The organism is Pseudomonas sp. SH10-3B (assembly GCF_019891415.1).
GTDB lineage: Bacteria > Pseudomonadota > Gammaproteobacteria > Pseudomonadales > Pseudomonadaceae > Aquipseudomonas.
Window position 1 is genome coordinate 1 of sequence record NZ_JAFLXD010000012.1, and the last position, 18,333, is coordinate 18,333.

Sequence of the window (18,333 nt, forward strand, 5' to 3'; positions counted from 1 at the left end):
CTTTTTGGTTACTTTTGGGGCTCCTTTCCAAAAGTGACCCGCCGTAAGGGCGGAACCCTAGGTGGCCGTGACCGCAGCAACGGATATGTACTCGGTCAACTCCAAATACATGGTCGGCCCGAAGGCCGCCACGAGACTAAGCTGCCCATACTCAGGATTGCCTGACCAACGCGCGCCATCGGTCACAGAGCTGCTTTATGTTTGCGCCAAAACAAAACGGCACCTGGGTGCCGTTTTGTGTTTCATGCCCGGGCACGTTTACTTACGCGCGGCCTCCCACTGCTTGAGCAGGTCGCCATAGGCCACGGTTTCACCTTTCGGCTTCTCGTTGGCCAGTTTCGGTTTCGGCGCACCCGGTTGGTCGAACCAGTATTGCGCATCACGCTCGGGGTTCATTTTCGGACCGCATACCGGCTGCACCTTGGAGCGTTCCAGGCGCGTCATGATCGCGTCCTGCTCCTTGGCCAGGTTGTCGAGGGCCTGTTGCGGGGTTTTCTCGCCGCTGGCGGCGGCGGCAATGTTGCTCCACCACAGCTGTGCCAGGCGTGGGTAGTCCGGCACGTTGGTGCCGGTCGGGGTCCACTCGACCCGCGCCGGGCTGCGGTAGAACTCCACCAGGCCACCGAGTTTCGGCGCCATGTCGGTCATGGCCTGTGAGTTGATGTCGGACTCACGAATCGGCGTCAGGCCGACGATGGTTTTCTTCAGCGACACGGTTTTCGAGGTCACGAACTGCGCGTAAAGCCAGGCCGCGAGTTTCTGCTTCTCGGGCGTCGACTTGAGGAACGTCCAGGAACCCACGTCCTGATACCCCTTCTTCATGCCCTTTTCCCAATACGGCCCGACCGGCGACGGCGCCATCCGCCATTTCGGCGTACCGTCGGCGTTCACCACCGGCAGGCCCGGCTTGGTCATGTCGGCGGTAAACGCGGTGTACCAGAAGATCTGCTGGGCGATGTTGCCCTGGGACGGCACCGGGCCGGATTCGGAGAAGGTCATGCCCGCCGCTTCCGGTGGCGCGTAGGCTTTCATCCAGTCCACGTATTTCTGCGTGGCGAACACGGCGGCCGGGCCGTTGGTGTCGCCGCCACGGGTCACGCTGGAGCCCACCGGGTGGCAGTCCTCCACGCGAATGCCCCACTCATCCACCGGCAAACCGTTGGGCAGGCCTTTGTCGCCGCCGCCGGCCATGGAAAACCACGCATCGGTGAAGCGCCAGCCCAGGGACGGGTCTTTCTTGCCGTAGTCCATGTGCCCATAGATGCGCTTGCCGTCGATTTCCTTGACGTCTTCACTGAAGAATTTGGCGATGTCTTCGTAGGCCGACCAGTTCACCGGCACGCCGAGGTCATAGCCGTATTTTTCCTTGAACTTGGCTTTCAGTTCCGGACGCTCGAACCAGTCGGCGCGGAACCAATAGAGGTTGGCGAATTGCTGGTCGGGCAGTTGGTAGATCTTGCCGTCCGGCGCGGTGGTGAAGGAGATGCCGATAAAGTCCTTGATATCCAGGGTGGGCGAGGTGAAGGCCTTGCCTTCGTTGGCCATCAGGTCGGTGATGGATTCGGTCTTGCCATAGCGAAAGTGCGTACCGATCAAGTCGGAATCGTTGACCCAGCCGTCATAGATATTCTTGTCGGACTGCATCTGGGTTTGCAGCTTCTCCACCACGTCGCCTTCCTGCAGCAGGTCGTGGGTCAGCTTGATCCCGGTGATTTCACTGAAGGCCTTGGCCAGTACCTTGGATTCGTACTCGTGGGTGGTGAGGGTTTCCGACACCACGTTGATCTTCATCCCACGGAACGGTTCCGAGGCTTTGATAAACCACTTCAACTCCTCCAACTGCTGGTCGGCCGTGAGAGTCGACGGTTTGAACTCGCTGCCGATCCACTTTTTCGCCGCATCTTCATACGCATCGGCCCAGGCCGTGGCGCTCAAACCGCTGAGGGCCAGTACGGCGGCCAATGAAATGCTATGTCGCAGCTTATTGTTTTTATTCAACATAGAGACCTCCTGGTTAATTTCAAAAAGGACTACAAACGCCACAACCCCCTGTAGGAGCGAGCTTGTTCGCGAAAAACCCGAGGACACCGCGTACATCCAAAATGCCCGCGTTATCGTTGGCGATTTTCGCGAGCAAGCTCGCTCCTACAAAGTGTCGGGGCACTAGCCCCAACGCATCACACTCAACAGCCATACCAGGGAGAGCGCGGACGCTACCCAGATGCTCCAGTCGGTAACGCCGATTACCAGCAAATGCAGGTAGGCGCTGCCGAGAAGACCGATAAACAAGCGATCACCACGGGTGGTGCTGATCGGCAGCAAGCCGCGCCGCGGGATGCTCGGCGAGCGCAGCTCCCAGGTGGTCATGCCCGCGAGAATCAGGGCAATACCGCCAAAGAACAGTGCAGTGGGGGTGGTCCAGGCCATCCATTCCATCATCGACTCCTCAGACCCGGCCCAGGGCAAAGCCCTTGGCCACGTGGTTGCGAACAAACCAGATCACCAGCATGCCGGGCAGGATGGTCAACACCCCCGCCGCCGCCAGCACGCCCCAATCGATCCCCGACGCCGACACCGTGCGGGTCATCACCGCCGCGATGGGCTTGGCGTTGACTGAGGTCAGGGTGCGCGCCAGCAGCAACTCGACCCAGGAAAACATGAAGCAGAAAAACGCGGTCACACCGATGCCGGAGCCGATCAACGGGATAAAAATCTTCACGAAGAACTTGGGAAAACTATAGCCGTCGATGTAGGCAGTTTCGTCGATTTCCTTGGGCACCCCGGACATGAAGCCCTCCAGGATCCACACCGCCAACGGCACGTTGAACAGGCAGTGGGCCAGGGCCACGGCGATGTGCGTGTCGAACAGGCCGATGGATGAATACAGCTGGAAAAACGGCAGCAGGAACACCGCCGGTGGCGCCATGCGGTTGGTCAGCAGCCAGAAGAACAGGTGTTTGTCGCCCAGGAAGCGGTAGCGCGAGAAAGCATAGGCTGCCGGCAACGCCACACTCAGGGAAATCACCGTGTTCAGGCTCACGTAGTACAGCGAGTTGAGGTAACCGGTGTACCAGCTCGGGTCGGTGAAGATCACCTTGTAGTTGGCCAGGGTGAAATCCTGCGGAAACAGCGTCAGCCCGCCGAGGATTTCGGTGTTGCTCTTGAAGGACATGTTCAGCAGCCAGTAGATCGGCACCAGCAGGAACAGGATGTAGATCAGCAGCGGAATAACCTTGCGCTTGCTCATGTTGGCGGCCTCAGCGGTTGGCGTCGGAGTGGGTCATGGCGGTGTAGAACAGCCAGGACACCAACAGGATGATCAGGAAATACACCAGGGAGAACGCGGCCGCCGGGCCCAGATCGAATTGGCCTACGGCCATCTGGGTCAGCGTCTGACTGAGGAACGTCGTGGCGTTACCCGGCCCGCCGCCCGTGAGGACGAAGGGCTCGGTGTAGATCATGAAGCTGTCCATGAAGCGCAGCATCACCGCGATCAGCAGCACGCTTTTCATTTTCGGCAACTGGATATGTCGGAACACGGCCCACGCCGAGGCCCGATCGATACGCGCCGCCTGGTAGTACACATCGGGGATAGCCCGCAGCCCGGAGTAGCACAGCAGCGCCACCAGTGAAGTCCAGTGCCACACGTCCATCACCAGCACCGTGACCCAGGCGTCCATGGTGTTGGCCGCGTAGTTGTAGCTGATGCCCAAGGCGTTGAGGCTGTAGCCCAGCAGGCCGATATCGGCGCGGCCGAAGATCTGCCAGATGGTGCCCACCACGTTCCACGGAATCAGCAGCGGAATGGCGAGGATGATCAGCACCAGCGACGACCAGCGGCCCTTGGTCGGCATGGTCAGGGCGATGGCGATGCCCAGGGGGATTTCGATCAGCAGCACGCAGGCCGAATAGATGAACTGGCGCAGCAGCGAGTCGTGCAGGCGCGGGTCGAGCAGCACCTGTTTGTACCAGTCGGCGCCGACAAAGTAGCGGCTGGACTGGTCGAAGATGTCCTGCACCGAATAGTTGACCACGGTCATCATCGGGATCACCGCACTGAACGCCACCAGCAGGAACACCGGCAACACCAGCCACCAGGCCTTGTTGTTCTGCACCTTGTTCATGGCTGCACCTCCAGCAGGTAGTCGTCGGCATACACCATCAGCCACTGCGCGGGAAAGCTGATGGACGCCCTGCCCTCGGGCACCGGTTTGTCTTCGGCCAGGCGCACTTTGAGGGTGGCGCCGTCGAGGTTGAGGGTCATGATCTTGTAGGTGCCGAGGTCTTCGACATGAGTGACATCGGCCTGCAGGGCGTCAGGGTTGTGCTCGTCCCATACGTGGATAAATTCCGGGCGGATGCCCACTTGCAGCTTCGTGTAGTGGCTGCCGGCGATGCGTTGTTGCAGGGCCTCGGACAACGGCAGCAGCGTGCTGGCAAACCGCACACCGCCGGCCTCGGCCTGCACTTCGATCAGATTCATCCCAGGGCTGCCGATGAAATAGCCGACAAAGGTGTGGCTCGGCCGCTCGAACAACTCACGGGGCGTGCCGAACTGCACGATCTGCCCGCCGTACATCACCGCGATCTTGTCGGCGAAGGTCGAGGCCTCAAGCTGGTCATGGGTGACGTAGACCATGGTGATATTGAACTGCTCGTGAATCTGCTTGAGCTTGCGCCGCAGTTTCCACTTCAGGTGCGGGTCGATCACCGTCAACGGTTCGTCGAAAAGGATTGCCGACACGTCGTCACGCACCAGGCCACGGCCCATGGAGACTTTCTGTTTTTCGTCGGCCGTGAGGTTGCGGGCTTTTTTGCTCAGCAGGGTTTGCAGGTCGAGGACTTCGGCAATTTCCTGCACCTTGCTGTGAATTTTCGCCTCGGCCATGCCCTGGTTCCGCAGGGGAAAGGCCAGGTTATCGAACACGGTCATGGTGTCGTACACCACCGGGAACTGGAACACCTGGGCGATGTTGCGTTTTTCCGGGGTGAGGTCGTTGACCACTTTGCTGTCAAACAGCACCTGGCCCTCGGACGGGCTGAGCAGGCCGGAGATGATATTGAGCAGGGTCGACTTGCCGCAGCCCGACGGCCCGAGCAAGGCGTAGGCACCGCCCTGCTCCCAGATGTGGTTCATTTCCCGAATGGCGTAGTCCTCAGGCCCGTTCGGTGTAGGGCTGTAGCTGTGCGCCAGGTTCTGCAAATGGATCTCGGCCATCAGGCAACCCTCGCGACGCGGCGCCCGGGGGCCTGGACCAAACGGCCCTGGCCATCGAACACAAACAGTTTATGGGTGGGGATATACACGCGGATCGGCGCGTCGACGTCGTACTCGTGCACCCCCGGCAGGTGCAGCACCAGCAGAAAGTGCTCGCTGCGCACGTGCAGGAAGGTTTCCGAACCGCTGATCTCGGCGACTTCCACCGTCACCGCCAGCTCCAGGTCGTCGTCGTTGCTCGGCACCAGGCTGATATGGCTGGGGCGCACGCCGAAGCGGAATTCGCCTTCGCCGATGGGGCGCAGGTCGACGTTCAGCGGGAAGTGCACGAAATTGGCGAAGCTCACCTCGTTACCGCTGATACGCCCCGGCATCAGGTTGATCGGCGGCTCGGAAAACAGCTCAGCGGCCAACACGGTCTGTGGCTGGTGATAGACCTCGGCCGCCTTGCCACTCTGGATCACCCGGCCTTCGTGAAGAATGGTGGTGGTGCCGCCCAGTGCCAAAGCTTCGTTGGGTTCGGTGGTGGCGTAGATGGCGATGGTATGCCGCGCCTTGAACAGCTCGCGCATTTCCTGACGCAGCTCTTCGCGCAGTTTGTAGTCCAGGTTCACCAGCGGCTCATCGAACAGGATCAGTTCGGCGTCTTTCACCAGGGCCCGGGCCATGGCCGTGCGTTGCTGCTGGCCACCGGACAACTCCAACGGGTGGCGCTGCAGGAATTTCTCGATGCGCAGCATCCTGGCGGTTTCCAGCACTTTGCTCTGGATCAGCTCGTTGGACACACCGGCCTGGCGCAACGGCGAGGCGATGTTTTCGAACACGGTCATGGTCGGGTAGTTGATGAACTGCTGATACACCATCGACACATTGCGCAGGCGCACCGGCTTTTGCGTGACGTCTACGCCGTTCATCAGGATGCGGCCGCTGTCGGGCTTGTCCAGGCCGGCCATCAGGCGCATCAGGCTGGTCTTGCCGGACAGGGTGCGGCCAAGCAAAACGTTGAAGGAACCGGCTTCGAAGCGCAGGTTGGCGTCGTCGATCCAGGTTTGACCTTCGACGACGCGGGAGACATGTTCCAGGGTCAATGACATGACACGACCTTTTTTATTATTGGAGTGAATCTGGCCAGTCGTCAGAGCGAGTTTCATGCCAAAAACGGCAGGTGCTTGATCCACAAGGCAATGGGCTGAACGTGATGTTCAGGAGCGAACAGAAATGAACAGATTGGGCTGAACAATTGAACAGTCCTGGGGTTGACAATGAACAGTTCTGAACAACACTCTTTGAACCCGATTGATCTGGTTACATCCGCTGGATTGTGCAAGACCCCAAAACAATAAAAAGAAGGTCGCCCCATGGCCGAACCCCTGGCTCACGACACCCTTATCCAGGAATCCTGGCGCCGTTGCCGCGCCTTCGGCCTGGACCACCAGAGCACGCCCAGCTTCGATCAACTGCCCGCCGAGGGCATCAGCCAATTGCTGGAAAGCCAGCATTCCCTGGTGCAGACCACGCATCAGGAAGTCCTGCCCTATTACGAAAACATCCTGAGCAACTCCAACTGCCTGATCATGCTGGCCGACAACCAAGGCCAGGTGTTGACCAGTTGGGGCACCCAGCGCTTTATCGAGCCCAAGCTGGCCCGTGGTTTCAGCGCCGGCGCCAGTTGGAGGGAGCGCTCCAGCGGCACCAATGCCATCGGCACCGCACTGGCCTGTGCCCAGGCGGTGCATATCGAACACGACGAACACTTCCTCAAGGCCAACCGCTTCATGACCGGCTCAGCGGCGCCGATCTTCGATGCCCAGCGCGAAATTATCGCGGTGCTGGATGTGTCCAGCGACAGCTACCTGCCGCCCTCCCACACCTTGGGCATGGTCAAGATGATGAGCCAGACCGTGGAAAACCGGCTGATCCTCAACCTGTTTCGCGGTGAGCACTTCCAACTGACCTTCAACACCGGCCTGAGCAACCTCGACAGCCAGTGGGCGGGCCTGCTGATCTTTGATGAGAGCGGTCAGGTGCTCTCGGCCAACCGTCGTGCCGACAACTTGCTGGGCATCAGTCTGTCGCGGGTGATGATCGATAGTTTGTTCAAGGTGTCGCTGCTGGAGTTGCTCAATCAACCGGAGGGCCTGCCTTTTTCGTTGCAGGCGGCGGGACGTAATCGCTTCCAGTGCCTGCTCAAACGGCCCAAGCAGATGCCGGTGCAGGCCCGCGTGTTCAGCGAGCCCGTTGCGCCAAAGCCCGCCGCGATTGGTTTGAAGACCCTGCACTTTGGTGATGTGCGCGTGGAAAAAGCTGTGCGCCAGGCCGAGCGTTTGCTGGAGAAGGACATCCCGTTGCTGATCCACGGTGAAACCGGCGTGGGCAAGGAGGTCTTCGTCAAGGCCTTGCACCAGGCCAGCTCCCGCAGCCAGCAGGCCTTTATCGCGGTGAACTGTGCGGCGATTCCCGCCGAGCTGGTGGAATCGGAACTGTTCGGCTACGAAAAAGGCGCGTTCACCGGCGCCAACCAGAAAGGCAGCATCGGCCTGATCCGCAAGGCCGACAAAGGCACGCTGTTCCTCGATGAAATCGGCGATATGCCGCTGCCGACGCAAGCGCGCCTGCTGCGGGTATTGCAGGAGCGGTGCGTGCAACCGGTCGGCAGCAGCGAGTTGTTCCCGGTGGATTTGCGCATTATCTCGGCCACTAACCGGGCCTTGCGCGAGCTGGTCCAGGCCGGGCGTTTTCGCGAGGATTTGTACTACCGCATCGGCGGCCTGACCCTTGAATTACCGCCGTTACGCGAGCGCAGCGACAAGCGGGCACTGTTCCAGCAGCTGTGGCAGCAGCACCGTGAGCCCACCCAATGGGCCGGGCTCAGCGCCGAGGTGCTGGCGCTGTTCGAGCAGCACCCGTGGCCGGGCAACCTGCGCCAGGTGAGCAGCGTGTTGCAGGTGGCGCTGGCGATGGCCGAGGAACAGCCGATCCGCCCGGAACATCTGCCGGATGATTTTTTTGTGGATTTGAAAGTGACAGCGCCGCTGCGCGCCAGCGAATACCTGGATGACAGCATCGACCTGACCCAGCGTCTGAAGGCGGCCGGTGGGAATATTTCCCACCTGGCGCGGGAGCTGGGGGTGAGCCGCAACACCTTGTACAAGCGCCTGCGCCAGAACGAACGCTAGCGCGGCTTGACCACCACCAGCAGGTCGGTGAAGTACTCCACCTGGATCGGTAGGTTATCCGCCAACGTCGAGAGTGCCGCGGCGGTGTCGTCCAGTTTGAACACCCCCGTCACCCGCAGGTTCTGCAGGGCCTGGGGGTCGAAGCGCAGCAGGCCGTGGCGGTAGCTGGCCAGGGTTTGCAACACCTCGCTAAGTGGCTGGTCATTGACCTTGAGCAGGCCACGGGTCCAGGCGTCCGGGTCGGTGTTGCCGCTGGCCTGGGGCGGCTGGGCGCGGCCATGGTCAAGGATCGAGCGCTGGCCGGCGGCGACCTTGACGCCTTCGCTGCTGTCACCTTTGACTGCCACGGTGGACTCGATCACCGTCACCACCGTGGTGCCGTCTGGCGCACGCTTGACCAGGTAACGCGTGCCCAATGCCGTCGCCGTGCCTTGGTCGGTGCGCACCACGAAGGGCCGTTGCGCGTCCTTGGCCACGTCGACCCAGAGTTCGCCTTGCAGCAGTTCGATCACCCGTTGGTGACCGTCGAATTTCACGTCCACCGCCGAGTTGCTGTTGAGCTGCAACTGACTGCCGTCTTCGAGGGCGATCTGGCGGCGCTCACCCACGCCGGTGCGCTGGTCGGCCATCCAAACGGGCAGATGCTCCAGGCTCAGCCAGCCGCACAGCACGATGCCGAGCACACCCATCACCTGCGCACCGCGCGCGCGTCGCGGCGCAAACGCACGGTTCAGGGCCAGGCGTGCAGGTTGCGCTGGCAAGGTGTCGAGGCTGCCCCACAGCGAGCGCATGCGTTCGATGGCGACCGCGTGACGCGGGTCTGCCTGGCACCAAGCGTTGAAGGCTTGGCGCTCGGCCTCACTGACCTCTTCGTCGTGCAGGCGTGTCAGCCAATTCGCGGCTTGCTGGATGATCTGTTCGGAGTTCATGCCAGCGGGTCTGCCGCATGCAGGCTGTGGTAGCAGTGCACCAGGGCGCTGGAGATGTAGTTTTTGACGGTGCTGGCGGACACGTCCAGGCGCGTGGCGATTTCACTGTAGGTCAACCCGTCGAGGCGACTCAACAGGAAGGCTTCGCGGGCCTTGGCGGGTAAGCCGGCAAGCATTTCGGCGATGCGTTCCAGGGCTTGCAGGGCGACATGGATCGCGGCCGGATCGGGCATGCCGGCGTCCTCGCTCTGAATGACCAGGGCTTCCATGTAGGCTTTTTCAATGCGTCGACGCCGGGCGCCATCGATCAGTAAACGCCCTGCCGTGGTGGCCAGGAAGGCCCGCGGTTCCTTGATATTTTGCGGCTCGGCCAGCATCAGCACACGGATGAATGCGTCGTGGGCCAGGTCGGCGGCATGCTGGGAACACCCCAGTTTTCTGCGCAGCCAGCCGTGCAACCAGCCGTGGTGCTCGCTGTACATCGCCGTAAGGGTCTGCTGACGCACTGAATCGCCCAGCGCGGCCGGAATATCTTGCATGCGCAAAAGAGTCTCAAATGGGAAGAGTTACCAATTGCGCAAACAATGCCAGTAAAACAGTGTAGGAGCAAGGCCCTCCCCGTCGCAGACCGCTCGCCACAGGGGCTGGATAGCTCCGGCTTAGCGCCAGCTCCATGAGACACCAGTGTAGATCCCGCGTCCGTCGGCCGGGGTGGAGCGTGCGACGTCCAGGCCCTTGTCGTCGTAGCCCGGCGTGACGGTGTTGGCGTAGCGGCGGTTGGTGAGGTTGCGCAGGTCGACCCAGGCTTGCCAGTCCTGCTTGGGGGCGTCGTAGCCGAAGGTCGCGCCCAGGAGCGTGTAGGACGCGGCGTAATAGGAGTTGGCGTAATCCACTGCCACCCGTGAGGAATACTCGGTATTGAGGCTGGTGTAGAAGCCAGTCGGGTGGCTGTAGCGCAGTTGCGCCTGATAGTAGTGCTTGGGGATGCCCGGCAAGTTGTTGTCGCCGAAACGGTCGTCGTCGCGGTAGTGGAAGTCGCTGAAGGTATAGGCCTGGCGCACATCGAGCTTACCGCTGCGGCCGCCGTCCCACAGCGGGCTGAGCAGGCCCAGTTCCACACCCTGGTGCACGGTGGGGCTGGCGTTGGACTCGGCGACGATGGCATTGCTGGTCGAGGTCTGGGCCTGGGTTTCCACGGTGAGCAGTTCGTGACGCACTTCGGAGCGGTACAGCGCCAGGTCCCACTGGCCGAGCCATGCTTCGCCACGGCCACCGATTTCCAGGGTGGTGGCGGTCTGGTTTTTCAGACTGACACCTTCGCGCTGTAATCCAGTGGCCGGGCCGCTGCCCGCCGGAAAGTACTTGTTGGAACCCCAGATCATCGACCACGCATGCGGTGGTTCGACCGAGCGGCTCAGGTTGCCGTACACCTGCAGCTGCGGACTGAAGTCATACCGCAGGCCGATGCGCGGTGCGTAGTCCCAGTCATGCTGGCTGAGCGGCGCCTGGCCTTCGGGATAGGTGACCTGGGTTTCACGGCGGGTGTAGATCGCGGCCAGGCCGGTGGTAAGCCACAAGTCCTGGACCAGTTCCAGGTCATTGCCGATATGCAGCACGGTGTCGGAGCCCAGGTAGCTGTAGTCGCGGGTCTTGGTGCCGGGGGCGTAGGTTGCGGTGTTGCCGGCTGGCGTGCGCACGTATTCCGACGTGCCGTTGTTGGGCATCGCCTGGGTGGTGCGCAGGCCGAGGGTGGTTTTGCTGTCGTGGCCGAATAACGAGTCCTGGCGGATGTAATTCAAGGTGCTGCTGATATCGGTGTAGGCCACCTTGAGGCGGTTGGTGCCTTCGCGCAGGTCCATCGGGTAATCGTGATACGCCAGCCCGACTTCCAGGCGCGAACTCTCGTCCAGTTGCAACGTGGTCTTGTTGGCGATCCAGGTGGAGCCCGGTTGCAGGCGCTTGGAGTCACGGGCGGCGTTGAGGCTGTTGGCGGCACGCGGGTCGTGGCTGATCTGGGCGCGGGTGAGTTTGCCGGGGGTGTCGTTGGTGGTTTCGCGGTAGCGCAAGTAGAAGCGGGTTTCCAGGTCCGGGTTGAAGCGGTAGCCGAAGTTGGCGGCCATGCCTTTGCCGGTGGCGGCGCTCTGGCGCTGGTAGCCGTCGGATTGCGAGTCGGTCAGGCTGATGTAGTAGTCGGCATCCCCCAGCACCTGGCCCGAACTGATTTCGCGCTGGGCATAGCCACGGCTGCCGGCTTCGTAGCGCACTTGTAATTTGGGCGCGTCGTAGCCGGTATGGGTCACGTAGTTGACCGCGCCGCCCAGTGCCAACGCGCCCTGATCAAAACCGTTGGCGCCGCGCAACACCTCGACGCGGCTTTGCCACAATGGGTCCTTGAGTTCATAAGGGGTGCCGCCGGGGCCGGTCAACGGCAAGCCATCGAACATCTCATAGAGCCCGGAGGCGTGGGCGCCTGGGCTGCGGTTCAGGCCCGAACCGCGAATGGACAGCTTCACCCCTTCGTTATTCGCCGCCTTGGCATACACACCCGGCTGGTACTTGAACACGTCTTCGTTGGTGCTCACCCGCCCCTGCTGCACGCTGCTCATGTCGATGTAATTGGTGGCGCCGGGCACGCTCTTGAGCTGTTCCTGGGCCACTTCGCCGGCGCTGGCCTCTGGCGTGGTGACTTCGACCGGCGCCAATTGCAGATCTTCGGCGTGCACCAGCGAGCTTAGGGTCAGGGCGGCAAACAGGAACGGAGGTGAACGCAGCAGCATGGGCGAGTCCTTTGAATTCGGGGGCGTGAAAGGCTAGGCCATCACGCGAACAGTGATGGGAAGGCAACGATGCTCGCCAAGTCACGCCTTGATAACGGACCAGACCCTTCCCACAACAGCGTCGGACCGGATTTATTTTTTAAGTCCAAAATCGAATTAATACATGAAAACTCAGTATTTAAAGAAATAACCAGCACGCATTACTGTGGAGCCATCGAGTCACCTACGAGATCGCCTCCATGCCTGCATCCGCCACCGTCATCGACTTTACCCTCCATCGCAAACGCCGCCAGGCACGTGCAACGGCCGAGTTGATGTGGGCGATGTACGCGGCGCGCGCAGGGTTGGCGGTGTTTACCACCCACTCCGCAACGCCCAGCGATACACGTCGGGCGTAGGCCAATGAATTTCCTGCAGGTGATTCCCGAACCGCCCGAACCGCTGCCCAAACCCAACACCGATGACGATGTGATCAGCCTGTGCGTGGCGCATAACCTGCAACGCCTGCGCAGCAAACGGCACCTGTCATTGGACGCCTTGGCACGCGTCTGTGGCGTGAGCCGGGCAATGCTGGCGCAGATCGAATCCGGGCGCAGCGTGCCGTCGATCAAGGTGCTGTGCAAAATTGCCAAGGGCCTGAAGGTGTCGGTGGCGGCGTTCCTGGAAGACCGTGCGTTCGAAGGGGTTGAGGTGTTGCCGGCGCAGCAGAGCAAACGCCTGGTGAGTGCCGATGGCGCGTTTATCAGCCGTGCCTTGTTTCCCTACGATACGGCACGCCAATCCGAATTCTACGAGATTCGCCTGCGTGCGCTTGGCGAGGAAGTGTCCAAAGGCCACGGACCGGGTATCCAGGAAAACCTGGTGGTGGCCCAAGGCGTGCTGGAAGTCAGCGTCAATGACGAACGCTACTTGCTGTCTACCGGCGATTCGATCCTGTTCTACGCCGACCAGCCCCATCGCTACCGCAACCCGGCGGACAGCGAAGCCGTGGCGTTCCTGGTGATCACCTACCCCGAGCGGCTGGATTAATTGCGGCAAAAAAAAACGCCCCGACTTATCGGGGCGTTTTTTTATCGCGCGGGACCTGTCAGCAGGTGCAGCACATCATCGGCATGCCGTTGCAGCTCATCATCATGGGCATGGCGCAGTCGTTCATCATTTTGTTCATGAGCATGCAGCAGTTGTTCATCATGTCCATGCTCATGCCTGGCATCGGCATCATTTTGCACATCATGCTGTCGGCCATCATGGTGCATTCCATGACGCACTTCATCATGGGCATCGGCATGCCCATCATCGGCATCATGTTCATGCCGGTCATCATCGCCATGGCGTCGGCCGACATGCACATCATCGACATATTGGCGCACTGCATCATCATCGGCATGCCGCAGTTCATCATCATCGCCATCATTTCGGCGTTGGTCTTGAACTGAGCCATATCCATGCCAGCGGCCGGCTTCATGGTGCACATCATGGCGTCAGCGGCCATTTCGCATTTCATGGTGGCCATCATCATCGGCATGCCCATCATCGGCATCATTGGCATGGCGGTGTTCATCGGCATCTGCATTGCATTCATCATGTTCGAAACTCCGTAATCGACAGGAAATGGCTAAGTTCTGGCGCCGATTCTAGAGATGCCGGAGGTCTGCGCAAGACGACGAAGGAGCAGCAGGAATGGATGTTCGCAGGGACGCTTAGTCGAACAAAACAGCGATGACAGGCGTTATGACGAGGATTTCGAAGCTATTGCGTTGTTGATGTCCGCCACCTGGCGCCAATCGGCGTGATGGATATTCGATCCAGGACTATCGTCCAATCGTAAGGAAATAAACGGTCTAACGGCTGCCCCCTAGCCATCGGGTTTCCCTAACGACTGCATCAACTCAGCGGCCTCAGAGCCCGGTGGCAGCCTGAACCCGTACATTTCATCAGTGGCGAGAATCTCATCCAGGGCACCGAGCAACTGCGCCTCTGTCGGCGAGTCACGCAGCAGTTTGTGCGCTGGCAGCAACAGCTCGGAGGGAACGCCCTGAACGCTGGCGGCGTCAATCACAGCGAAGAGGATAAAGCGCAGGCGTATTTCGCGGTCCGTCGGCCAAGCCGTTTTTCGCTTACCCAAGGTAGGGCCTCGTTTTTTCAGAAAAATCCGAGGCTATTGCGCAAAGACGGGTGTTTCAAGTATCGGAATGCAGGATAGGCCGCGTCCTACAGTCAAAAGAGAAACAGCACACCGAACGGCCAAAATCCAACACTTAAGAAGACCTGGCTCAGACTCTATTGCGCTGTAACTCCAATGTGGTGCCGATAAGCCGCGTAAATATGCTCAGAATTTCAAACATTTGCGGGTTTTCAAGGCTCCTGGGCAACACATCCAGCGCGCACAAGGTGCCGAAAACGGTGCCATCCGAGAACACAATGGGCAACGAGATGTAACTCTCAAATCCATGTGCCTTGGGCAGCGGATGTTCCCAGAACACCGGATCCTTGCTGGCGTGCTCAATGATGATCGACTTGCGATTGGCGCGAGCCTGGTTGCATAGCGTGGCTTCCACCAGCAACTCGTCGCCCGCCTCCAGACCGAATTGCAATTCGTCATGCACGGCACAGGCCACCCAGTGACTGTCAGTCATCTTGGAAATGGCGGAGAAACGCATTCCGGTCAAACGCGTGGTAAGTCGCAAAATGTTGGACGTAGTCTCAATCTCCGTGATGGCGTCCAACTCTTCGGCTGTTAGATATTTGATAACGCTCTCCTCAAATCAAAGAGCCCAACGGAATGAACGCTGCAGCGGATGACACGTGTTGCCACTGCATCGGCCACCGGCAGCGCGGCTTAAGTGCCTGCCGACGAAATGCCTCACTGCACCGGCAGGAAATTCATCAACAACAGGCTTTGTGCATAGTTAAGCCCAATACGGCGGTAGCGTTCATCGAGCATCTGGGTCAGCAGGTCAAGACGCGCGACAATCTTGCCGAACTCGACGGCGAAACTCAGGTTGCTGCCCTCCTCTGATATTTCGTTGGAAAACAACAGCAAGACGCCATTTGCGTCCTGGCGCTTGCTGAGCAACCAGGTGGCTTTTTCAATATTGCGCGCGGCATTGCTGACGAACTGCGGGTTGATCGAGTCGCTGATGTAGAACTCAGTGCGCCCACCGTGGGCGGTCACTATCATGCTGCCGATGGCATAAATGAAGGCGCCGACCCGGTCGCCTTTGAACTCGGGGCTCAGGGAGTAGCTCAACGCGGCGAGGTCGCGACGGTCTCCGAGGGCTGGCAGGGAGCGACGCTGCTCGATCGCCTGACGAATCTCCCGCGCAGCGCTTACCGCATCCGGGTAACCCGACTGGCGCCACTGGTTGGGGTTGCGCAGGTAGAGCTTGTTCATGAGCAAATACAGGCTCTGCAAGTTGTCGCGCATGCCCAGGGTCGCCATGCGATCGACACTGGTCTGGAAGAACTCATCGGGCTTGCCATTGCTGAACTGCTTGACGATGTCCCGGCCCTGTTGCTGGGTGCACCCACTGGCGCAGAGCATTAACACCAGGGCCAGCCACAGTGGCAGGCGCATGCGTCGAGTCTTGAATAAAAGTAACGTGCGATCCATCGGCACCCGATCTGATTCTTTTGCCCACGCGGGAAATCGAAGGGGCTGGGACAACCATAGATTGGGAAAATGAAAAAAAGTGCGATGGGCTGGGCAGATAGTTGTAAACAGAGCCTACCGGGGAATGAATTGGCCGAATCGTGAAAGATTCGTTTCAGGGCCTATACTCCATGGAACAGTTGCGAGTGTTGTTGGCGATCCAGGGAGGATCTACATCGCGCACGGCACTCTCACACGCAGCTGTACAGGAGGATCGCGCAGATGAAACATCCCATCAGAGCTCAGATTTTTGCACAGGTGATTTGCCTGCTTTCGGTGGCTCAGCTTTTCTGCTGAGCCATGGGTCACTGCCTTTGATATCAGCTGCAAGGGCGGCGGGGGCAGGTATGGCCGTCTATTTAGGGCTGATCAACTCATTGAAAAACGGATTTTGCAGATGCCATTCTCATTGGAAGAGAGAAACGCTTTGCTTGCGCTCAAAGGCGTAGGCCCCACTGTCGTTAGTCGGTTGGACCAGATGGGGATCGAATCGCTGCCCGAACTCGCCCAGTCAAAGGTGGGTGAAATCCTGTCTCAAGCATCTGCGGCGCTCGGTTCGACCTGCTGAAAGAACAGCCCCTAAGCCCGTGCAGCCATTACTGCAGCTGCAGAGTTTGCTCAAGGCGCTTGAGCGCGCCGCACGCAGACGGATACATCAGGGCGCGGCTGAAAATTTCTTTGAGCCTTATTTTTAAGTGCGCAATTATTTAGCGCGCCTATCATCTCGATTCATTTTTTTGAATTCCTCAATGTACATATCGCCGCCAGGATGCAATGGAGCGCCAATGTGCCGCCTGAAAGGCTGCTTTTGCTTGCGACCAACAGACTGACGCAGGGGGCCACTCCCCTGACACCTCGGCCCTCGGAGGCCTATATGACACTAAGATCCTTGAATATCGCGCGCAGAGCTTTCGTCTACTTTGGCTTAATCACACTGTTGCTGATCAGCCTGGCAGGCTTCTCGTATTTGCAAATCGGCCATCTGCGCACTGCCGAACAGAACATCGAGCTCAATTCACTGCCCAGCATCCAGGTAATTGACGATATTCAAATCGCCCTTCTGCATGCCCGTCTTGAGAGTATCCGCATGCTCTCAAGTACCACCAAAGAAGTGCATGATGCGTCGCTGTCAAAGGTCGAGGAGGCCGTGGGCACACTCCAATCGAAGACAGCGTTTTATCGCGACAACTTGATAGCTGGGGAGCAGGATAAAATACAATTTGAGAAGGCCACCCAAGCAATGAACAGCTACATTGATGGCCTGAGAAAAGTACTCGCCCTCGATGTACCTGACCATGAACAAGCAGTCACTTACGCGAACACAGAGCAAGCCCAGCGGGCCAGCGCCTTTCAAGACCAACTGACTATTCTGCGCGAGCAAAATGCACGTCAGGCCACGGTGTCTGGCCAAGATGCGGCAGACGTATATAACCATAGCGTCAACGTACTAATAGCCGTACTGGTTGTAGCGTTTGCGCTCACCCTGATTCTGGCCACCTTGTTTACTAAAAGTATTGTGACCCCTATCAGTGCCTCTCTGAAGTTGGCAGAAGATATTGCCGCAGGCGACCTTACCCATGACCTTGAAGTCACGGGTTCGGATGAAGCATCGCGCTTGATGCATGCACTGAACAGGATGCAGAAAAACCTCCGGCACACGATCCTGGAAATCTCAGGAGCGTCTGCTCAGTTGAGTACTGCTGCCGTTGAAATGACCTCGATCACAGAAAGTGCGGATCGCACATTACAACAGCAAAACAGCGAAATAGAGCAAGCCGCCACCGCAGTCACCGAGATGAGCGTTGCCGTGGAAGAGGTTGCCCGCAATGCCAACTCCACTTCGGAAGCCGCCATGCAGTCCAGCCTGGCCGCCGATCTTGGCAACAAAAAAGTCACCGAAACCCTGACTGCCATGAGGGGCCTGACAGGATTGGTCGAAGTTTCGTCAGACCAGGTAAAAGAGCTCGCAGGTCAGGCGCAAGACATCAGCAAAGTGCTCAGCGTCATCCGGGCTATTGCTGAACAGACCAACTTGCTGGCATTGAACGCGGCGATTGAAGCGGCACGCGCAGGCGAACAGGGTCGTGGGTTTGCGGTGGTCGCAGATGAAGTTCGGGCGCTGGCGCACCGCACCCAGACTTCAACTCAAGAAATCGAACAGATGATCGCGACAATTCAAGCAGGCTCTTCCGCCGCAGTAGCATCGATGCAGAAGAGTACATCGGAGGTTTACAGTACGCGTGATACCGCAGAGCAGGCAGGCCAATCGCTTCGCCAAATCATAGATTCAGTACTCGAAATCAATGATCGCAATATCCAGATTGCAACGGCATCCGAGGAACAGGCACACGTGGCCCGTGACGTTGATCGCAGCCTGATAAGTATCCGCGACCTTGCCGTTCAGAGCAGCGAGGGAACCCGCCAGACGTTGACTGCAAGCAATGAGCTGTCACGCTTGGCCGTCAACCTGAACGATTTGGTTCTGCGATTCAGGACGTAGGGCCGGGAGCAAACGACCACTCCTGCAGTTTCAGCCAGCACCGACCAGGCACATGCTCAGTAATGGCTTAGCTGTAGGGGT

The 18,333-nt window shown here is 59.4% G+C and carries 17 protein-coding genes and 1 pseudogene; 5 read left to right on the forward strand and 13 right to left on the reverse strand.

Translation table 11 applies throughout. The annotated features are described in order from the left end of the window. Positions 1 to 258: 258 nt before the first annotated feature. The 6 genes from J1G35_RS11575 to J1G35_RS11600 form a co-directional block, all read right to left on the reverse strand. Positions 259 to 2,001 carry an ABC transporter substrate-binding protein gene (locus tag J1G35_RS11575; protein WP_053128584.1) on the reverse strand — a complete coding sequence of 581 codons (1,743 nt, stop codon included), beginning with the start codon at positions 1,999 to 2,001 and terminating at the stop codon, positions 259 to 261. A 162-nt stretch (positions 2,002 to 2,163) separates the two neighbouring features. After that, a complete protein-coding gene (locus J1G35_RS11580; protein WP_014718862.1) occupies positions 2,164 to 2,436 on the reverse strand; it encodes a DUF2160 domain-containing protein in 273 nt (90 codons plus the stop codon). Positions 2,437 to 2,446: 10 nt separating this feature from the next. Beyond that, complete coding sequence (locus J1G35_RS11585; RefSeq protein WP_003174634.1) at positions 2,447 to 3,247, reverse strand: carbohydrate ABC transporter permease; 801 nt, start codon at positions 3,245 to 3,247, stop codon at positions 2,447 to 2,449. Between the two features lie 10 nt (positions 3,248 to 3,257). Beyond that, on the reverse strand, positions 3,258 to 4,124 hold the full coding sequence (locus J1G35_RS11590; protein ID WP_025858174.1) for a sugar ABC transporter permease: 867 nt from the start codon (positions 4,122 to 4,124) through the stop codon (positions 3,258 to 3,260). Continuing rightward, the gene (locus J1G35_RS11595; protein WP_053128582.1) at positions 4,121 to 5,218 is read right to left on the reverse strand and encodes an ABC transporter ATP-binding protein; all 1,098 of its coding nucleotides are present in this window, start codon (positions 5,216 to 5,218) and stop codon (positions 4,121 to 4,123) included. The genes J1G35_RS11590 and J1G35_RS11595 overlap by 4 nt, the downstream gene beginning before the upstream one ends. Beyond that, complete coding sequence (locus J1G35_RS11600) at positions 5,218 to 6,312, reverse strand: ABC transporter ATP-binding protein (protein WP_108572711.1); 1,095 nt, start codon at positions 6,310 to 6,312, stop codon at positions 5,218 to 5,220. Before J1G35_RS11600 ends, J1G35_RS11595 begins: the two co-directional genes overlap by 1 nt. 264 nt (positions 6,313 to 6,576) lie before the next feature. Between J1G35_RS11600 and J1G35_RS11605 the strand changes: the two genes are divergently transcribed. Then, positions 6,577 to 8,394, forward strand: coding sequence for a sigma-54-dependent Fis family transcriptional regulator (locus J1G35_RS11605; protein ID WP_223015026.1), 1,818 nt, complete (start codon positions 6,577 to 6,579; stop codon positions 8,392 to 8,394). Here J1G35_RS11605 and J1G35_RS11610 read toward each other — a convergent pair. The 3 genes from J1G35_RS11610 to J1G35_RS11620 all read right to left on the reverse strand — a co-directional run bounded on the left by J1G35_RS11610 (position 8,391) and on the right by J1G35_RS11620 (position 12,100). Then, positions 8,391 to 9,323: a FecR family protein gene (locus J1G35_RS11610; protein ID WP_223015027.1), complete on the reverse strand. Its 933-nt coding sequence runs from the start codon at positions 9,321 to 9,323 to the stop codon at positions 8,391 to 8,393. The two genes, J1G35_RS11605 and J1G35_RS11610, sit on opposite strands and share 4 nt — an antisense overlap. Beyond that, a complete protein-coding gene (locus J1G35_RS11615) occupies positions 9,320 to 9,862 on the reverse strand; it encodes a sigma-70 family RNA polymerase sigma factor (protein WP_223015028.1) in 543 nt (180 codons plus the stop codon). The genes J1G35_RS11610 and J1G35_RS11615 overlap by 4 nt, the downstream gene beginning before the upstream one ends. 120 nt (positions 9,863 to 9,982) lie before the next feature. After that, positions 9,983 to 12,100 carry a TonB-dependent receptor gene (locus tag J1G35_RS11620; RefSeq protein WP_223015029.1) on the reverse strand — a complete coding sequence of 706 codons (2,118 nt, stop codon included), beginning with the start codon at positions 12,098 to 12,100 and terminating at the stop codon, positions 9,983 to 9,985. Between the two features lie 239 nt (positions 12,101 to 12,339). Here J1G35_RS11620 and J1G35_RS11625 point away from each other — a divergent pair, with 239 nt between their 5' ends. Next, positions 12,340 to 12,498, forward strand: coding sequence for a hypothetical protein (locus J1G35_RS11625; protein WP_223015030.1), 159 nt, complete (start codon positions 12,340 to 12,342; stop codon positions 12,496 to 12,498). Positions 12,499 to 12,502: 4 nt separating this feature from the next. Next, positions 12,503 to 13,129 (forward strand): XRE family transcriptional regulator, encoded by a 627-nt coding sequence (locus tag J1G35_RS11630; protein WP_053128569.1) that lies wholly within the window; start codon positions 12,503 to 12,505, stop codon positions 13,127 to 13,129. Positions 13,130 to 13,187: 58 nt separating this feature from the next. On the opposite strand, the gene J1G35_RS30920 is transcribed toward J1G35_RS11630, so the two are convergent. The 4 genes from J1G35_RS30920 to J1G35_RS11650 form a co-directional block, all read right to left on the reverse strand. Continuing rightward, positions 13,188 to 13,685, reverse strand: coding sequence for a hypothetical protein (locus tag J1G35_RS30920; RefSeq protein ID WP_082340902.1), 498 nt, complete (start codon positions 13,683 to 13,685; stop codon positions 13,188 to 13,190). A 270-nt stretch (positions 13,686 to 13,955) separates the two neighbouring features. Next, entirely contained in the window at positions 13,956 to 14,225 is a 270-nt protein-coding gene (locus J1G35_RS11640) for a hypothetical protein (RefSeq protein ID WP_053128567.1), read from the reverse strand. Between the two features lie 148 nt (positions 14,226 to 14,373). Further along, a complete protein-coding gene (locus J1G35_RS11645) occupies positions 14,374 to 14,850 on the reverse strand; it encodes a GAF domain-containing protein (protein WP_053128566.1) in 477 nt (158 codons plus the stop codon). Between the two features lie 113 nt (positions 14,851 to 14,963). Next, positions 14,964 to 15,713, reverse strand: coding sequence for a hypothetical protein (locus J1G35_RS11650; RefSeq protein ID WP_053128564.1), 750 nt, complete (start codon positions 15,711 to 15,713; stop codon positions 14,964 to 14,966). A gap of 436 nt (positions 15,714 to 16,149) precedes the next feature. On the opposite strand from J1G35_RS11650, the pseudogene J1G35_RS30925 reads away from it, so the two are divergent. Beyond that, a pseudogene (locus J1G35_RS30925) lies at positions 16,150 to 16,317 on the forward strand (helix-hairpin-helix domain-containing protein); the annotation flags it as partial. Positions 16,318 to 16,626: 309 nt separating this feature from the next. Continuing rightward, complete coding sequence (locus tag J1G35_RS11655; RefSeq protein WP_223015031.1) at positions 16,627 to 18,252, forward strand: methyl-accepting chemotaxis protein; 1,626 nt, start codon at positions 16,627 to 16,629, stop codon at positions 18,250 to 18,252. Positions 18,253 to 18,333 lie beyond the last annotated feature (81 nt).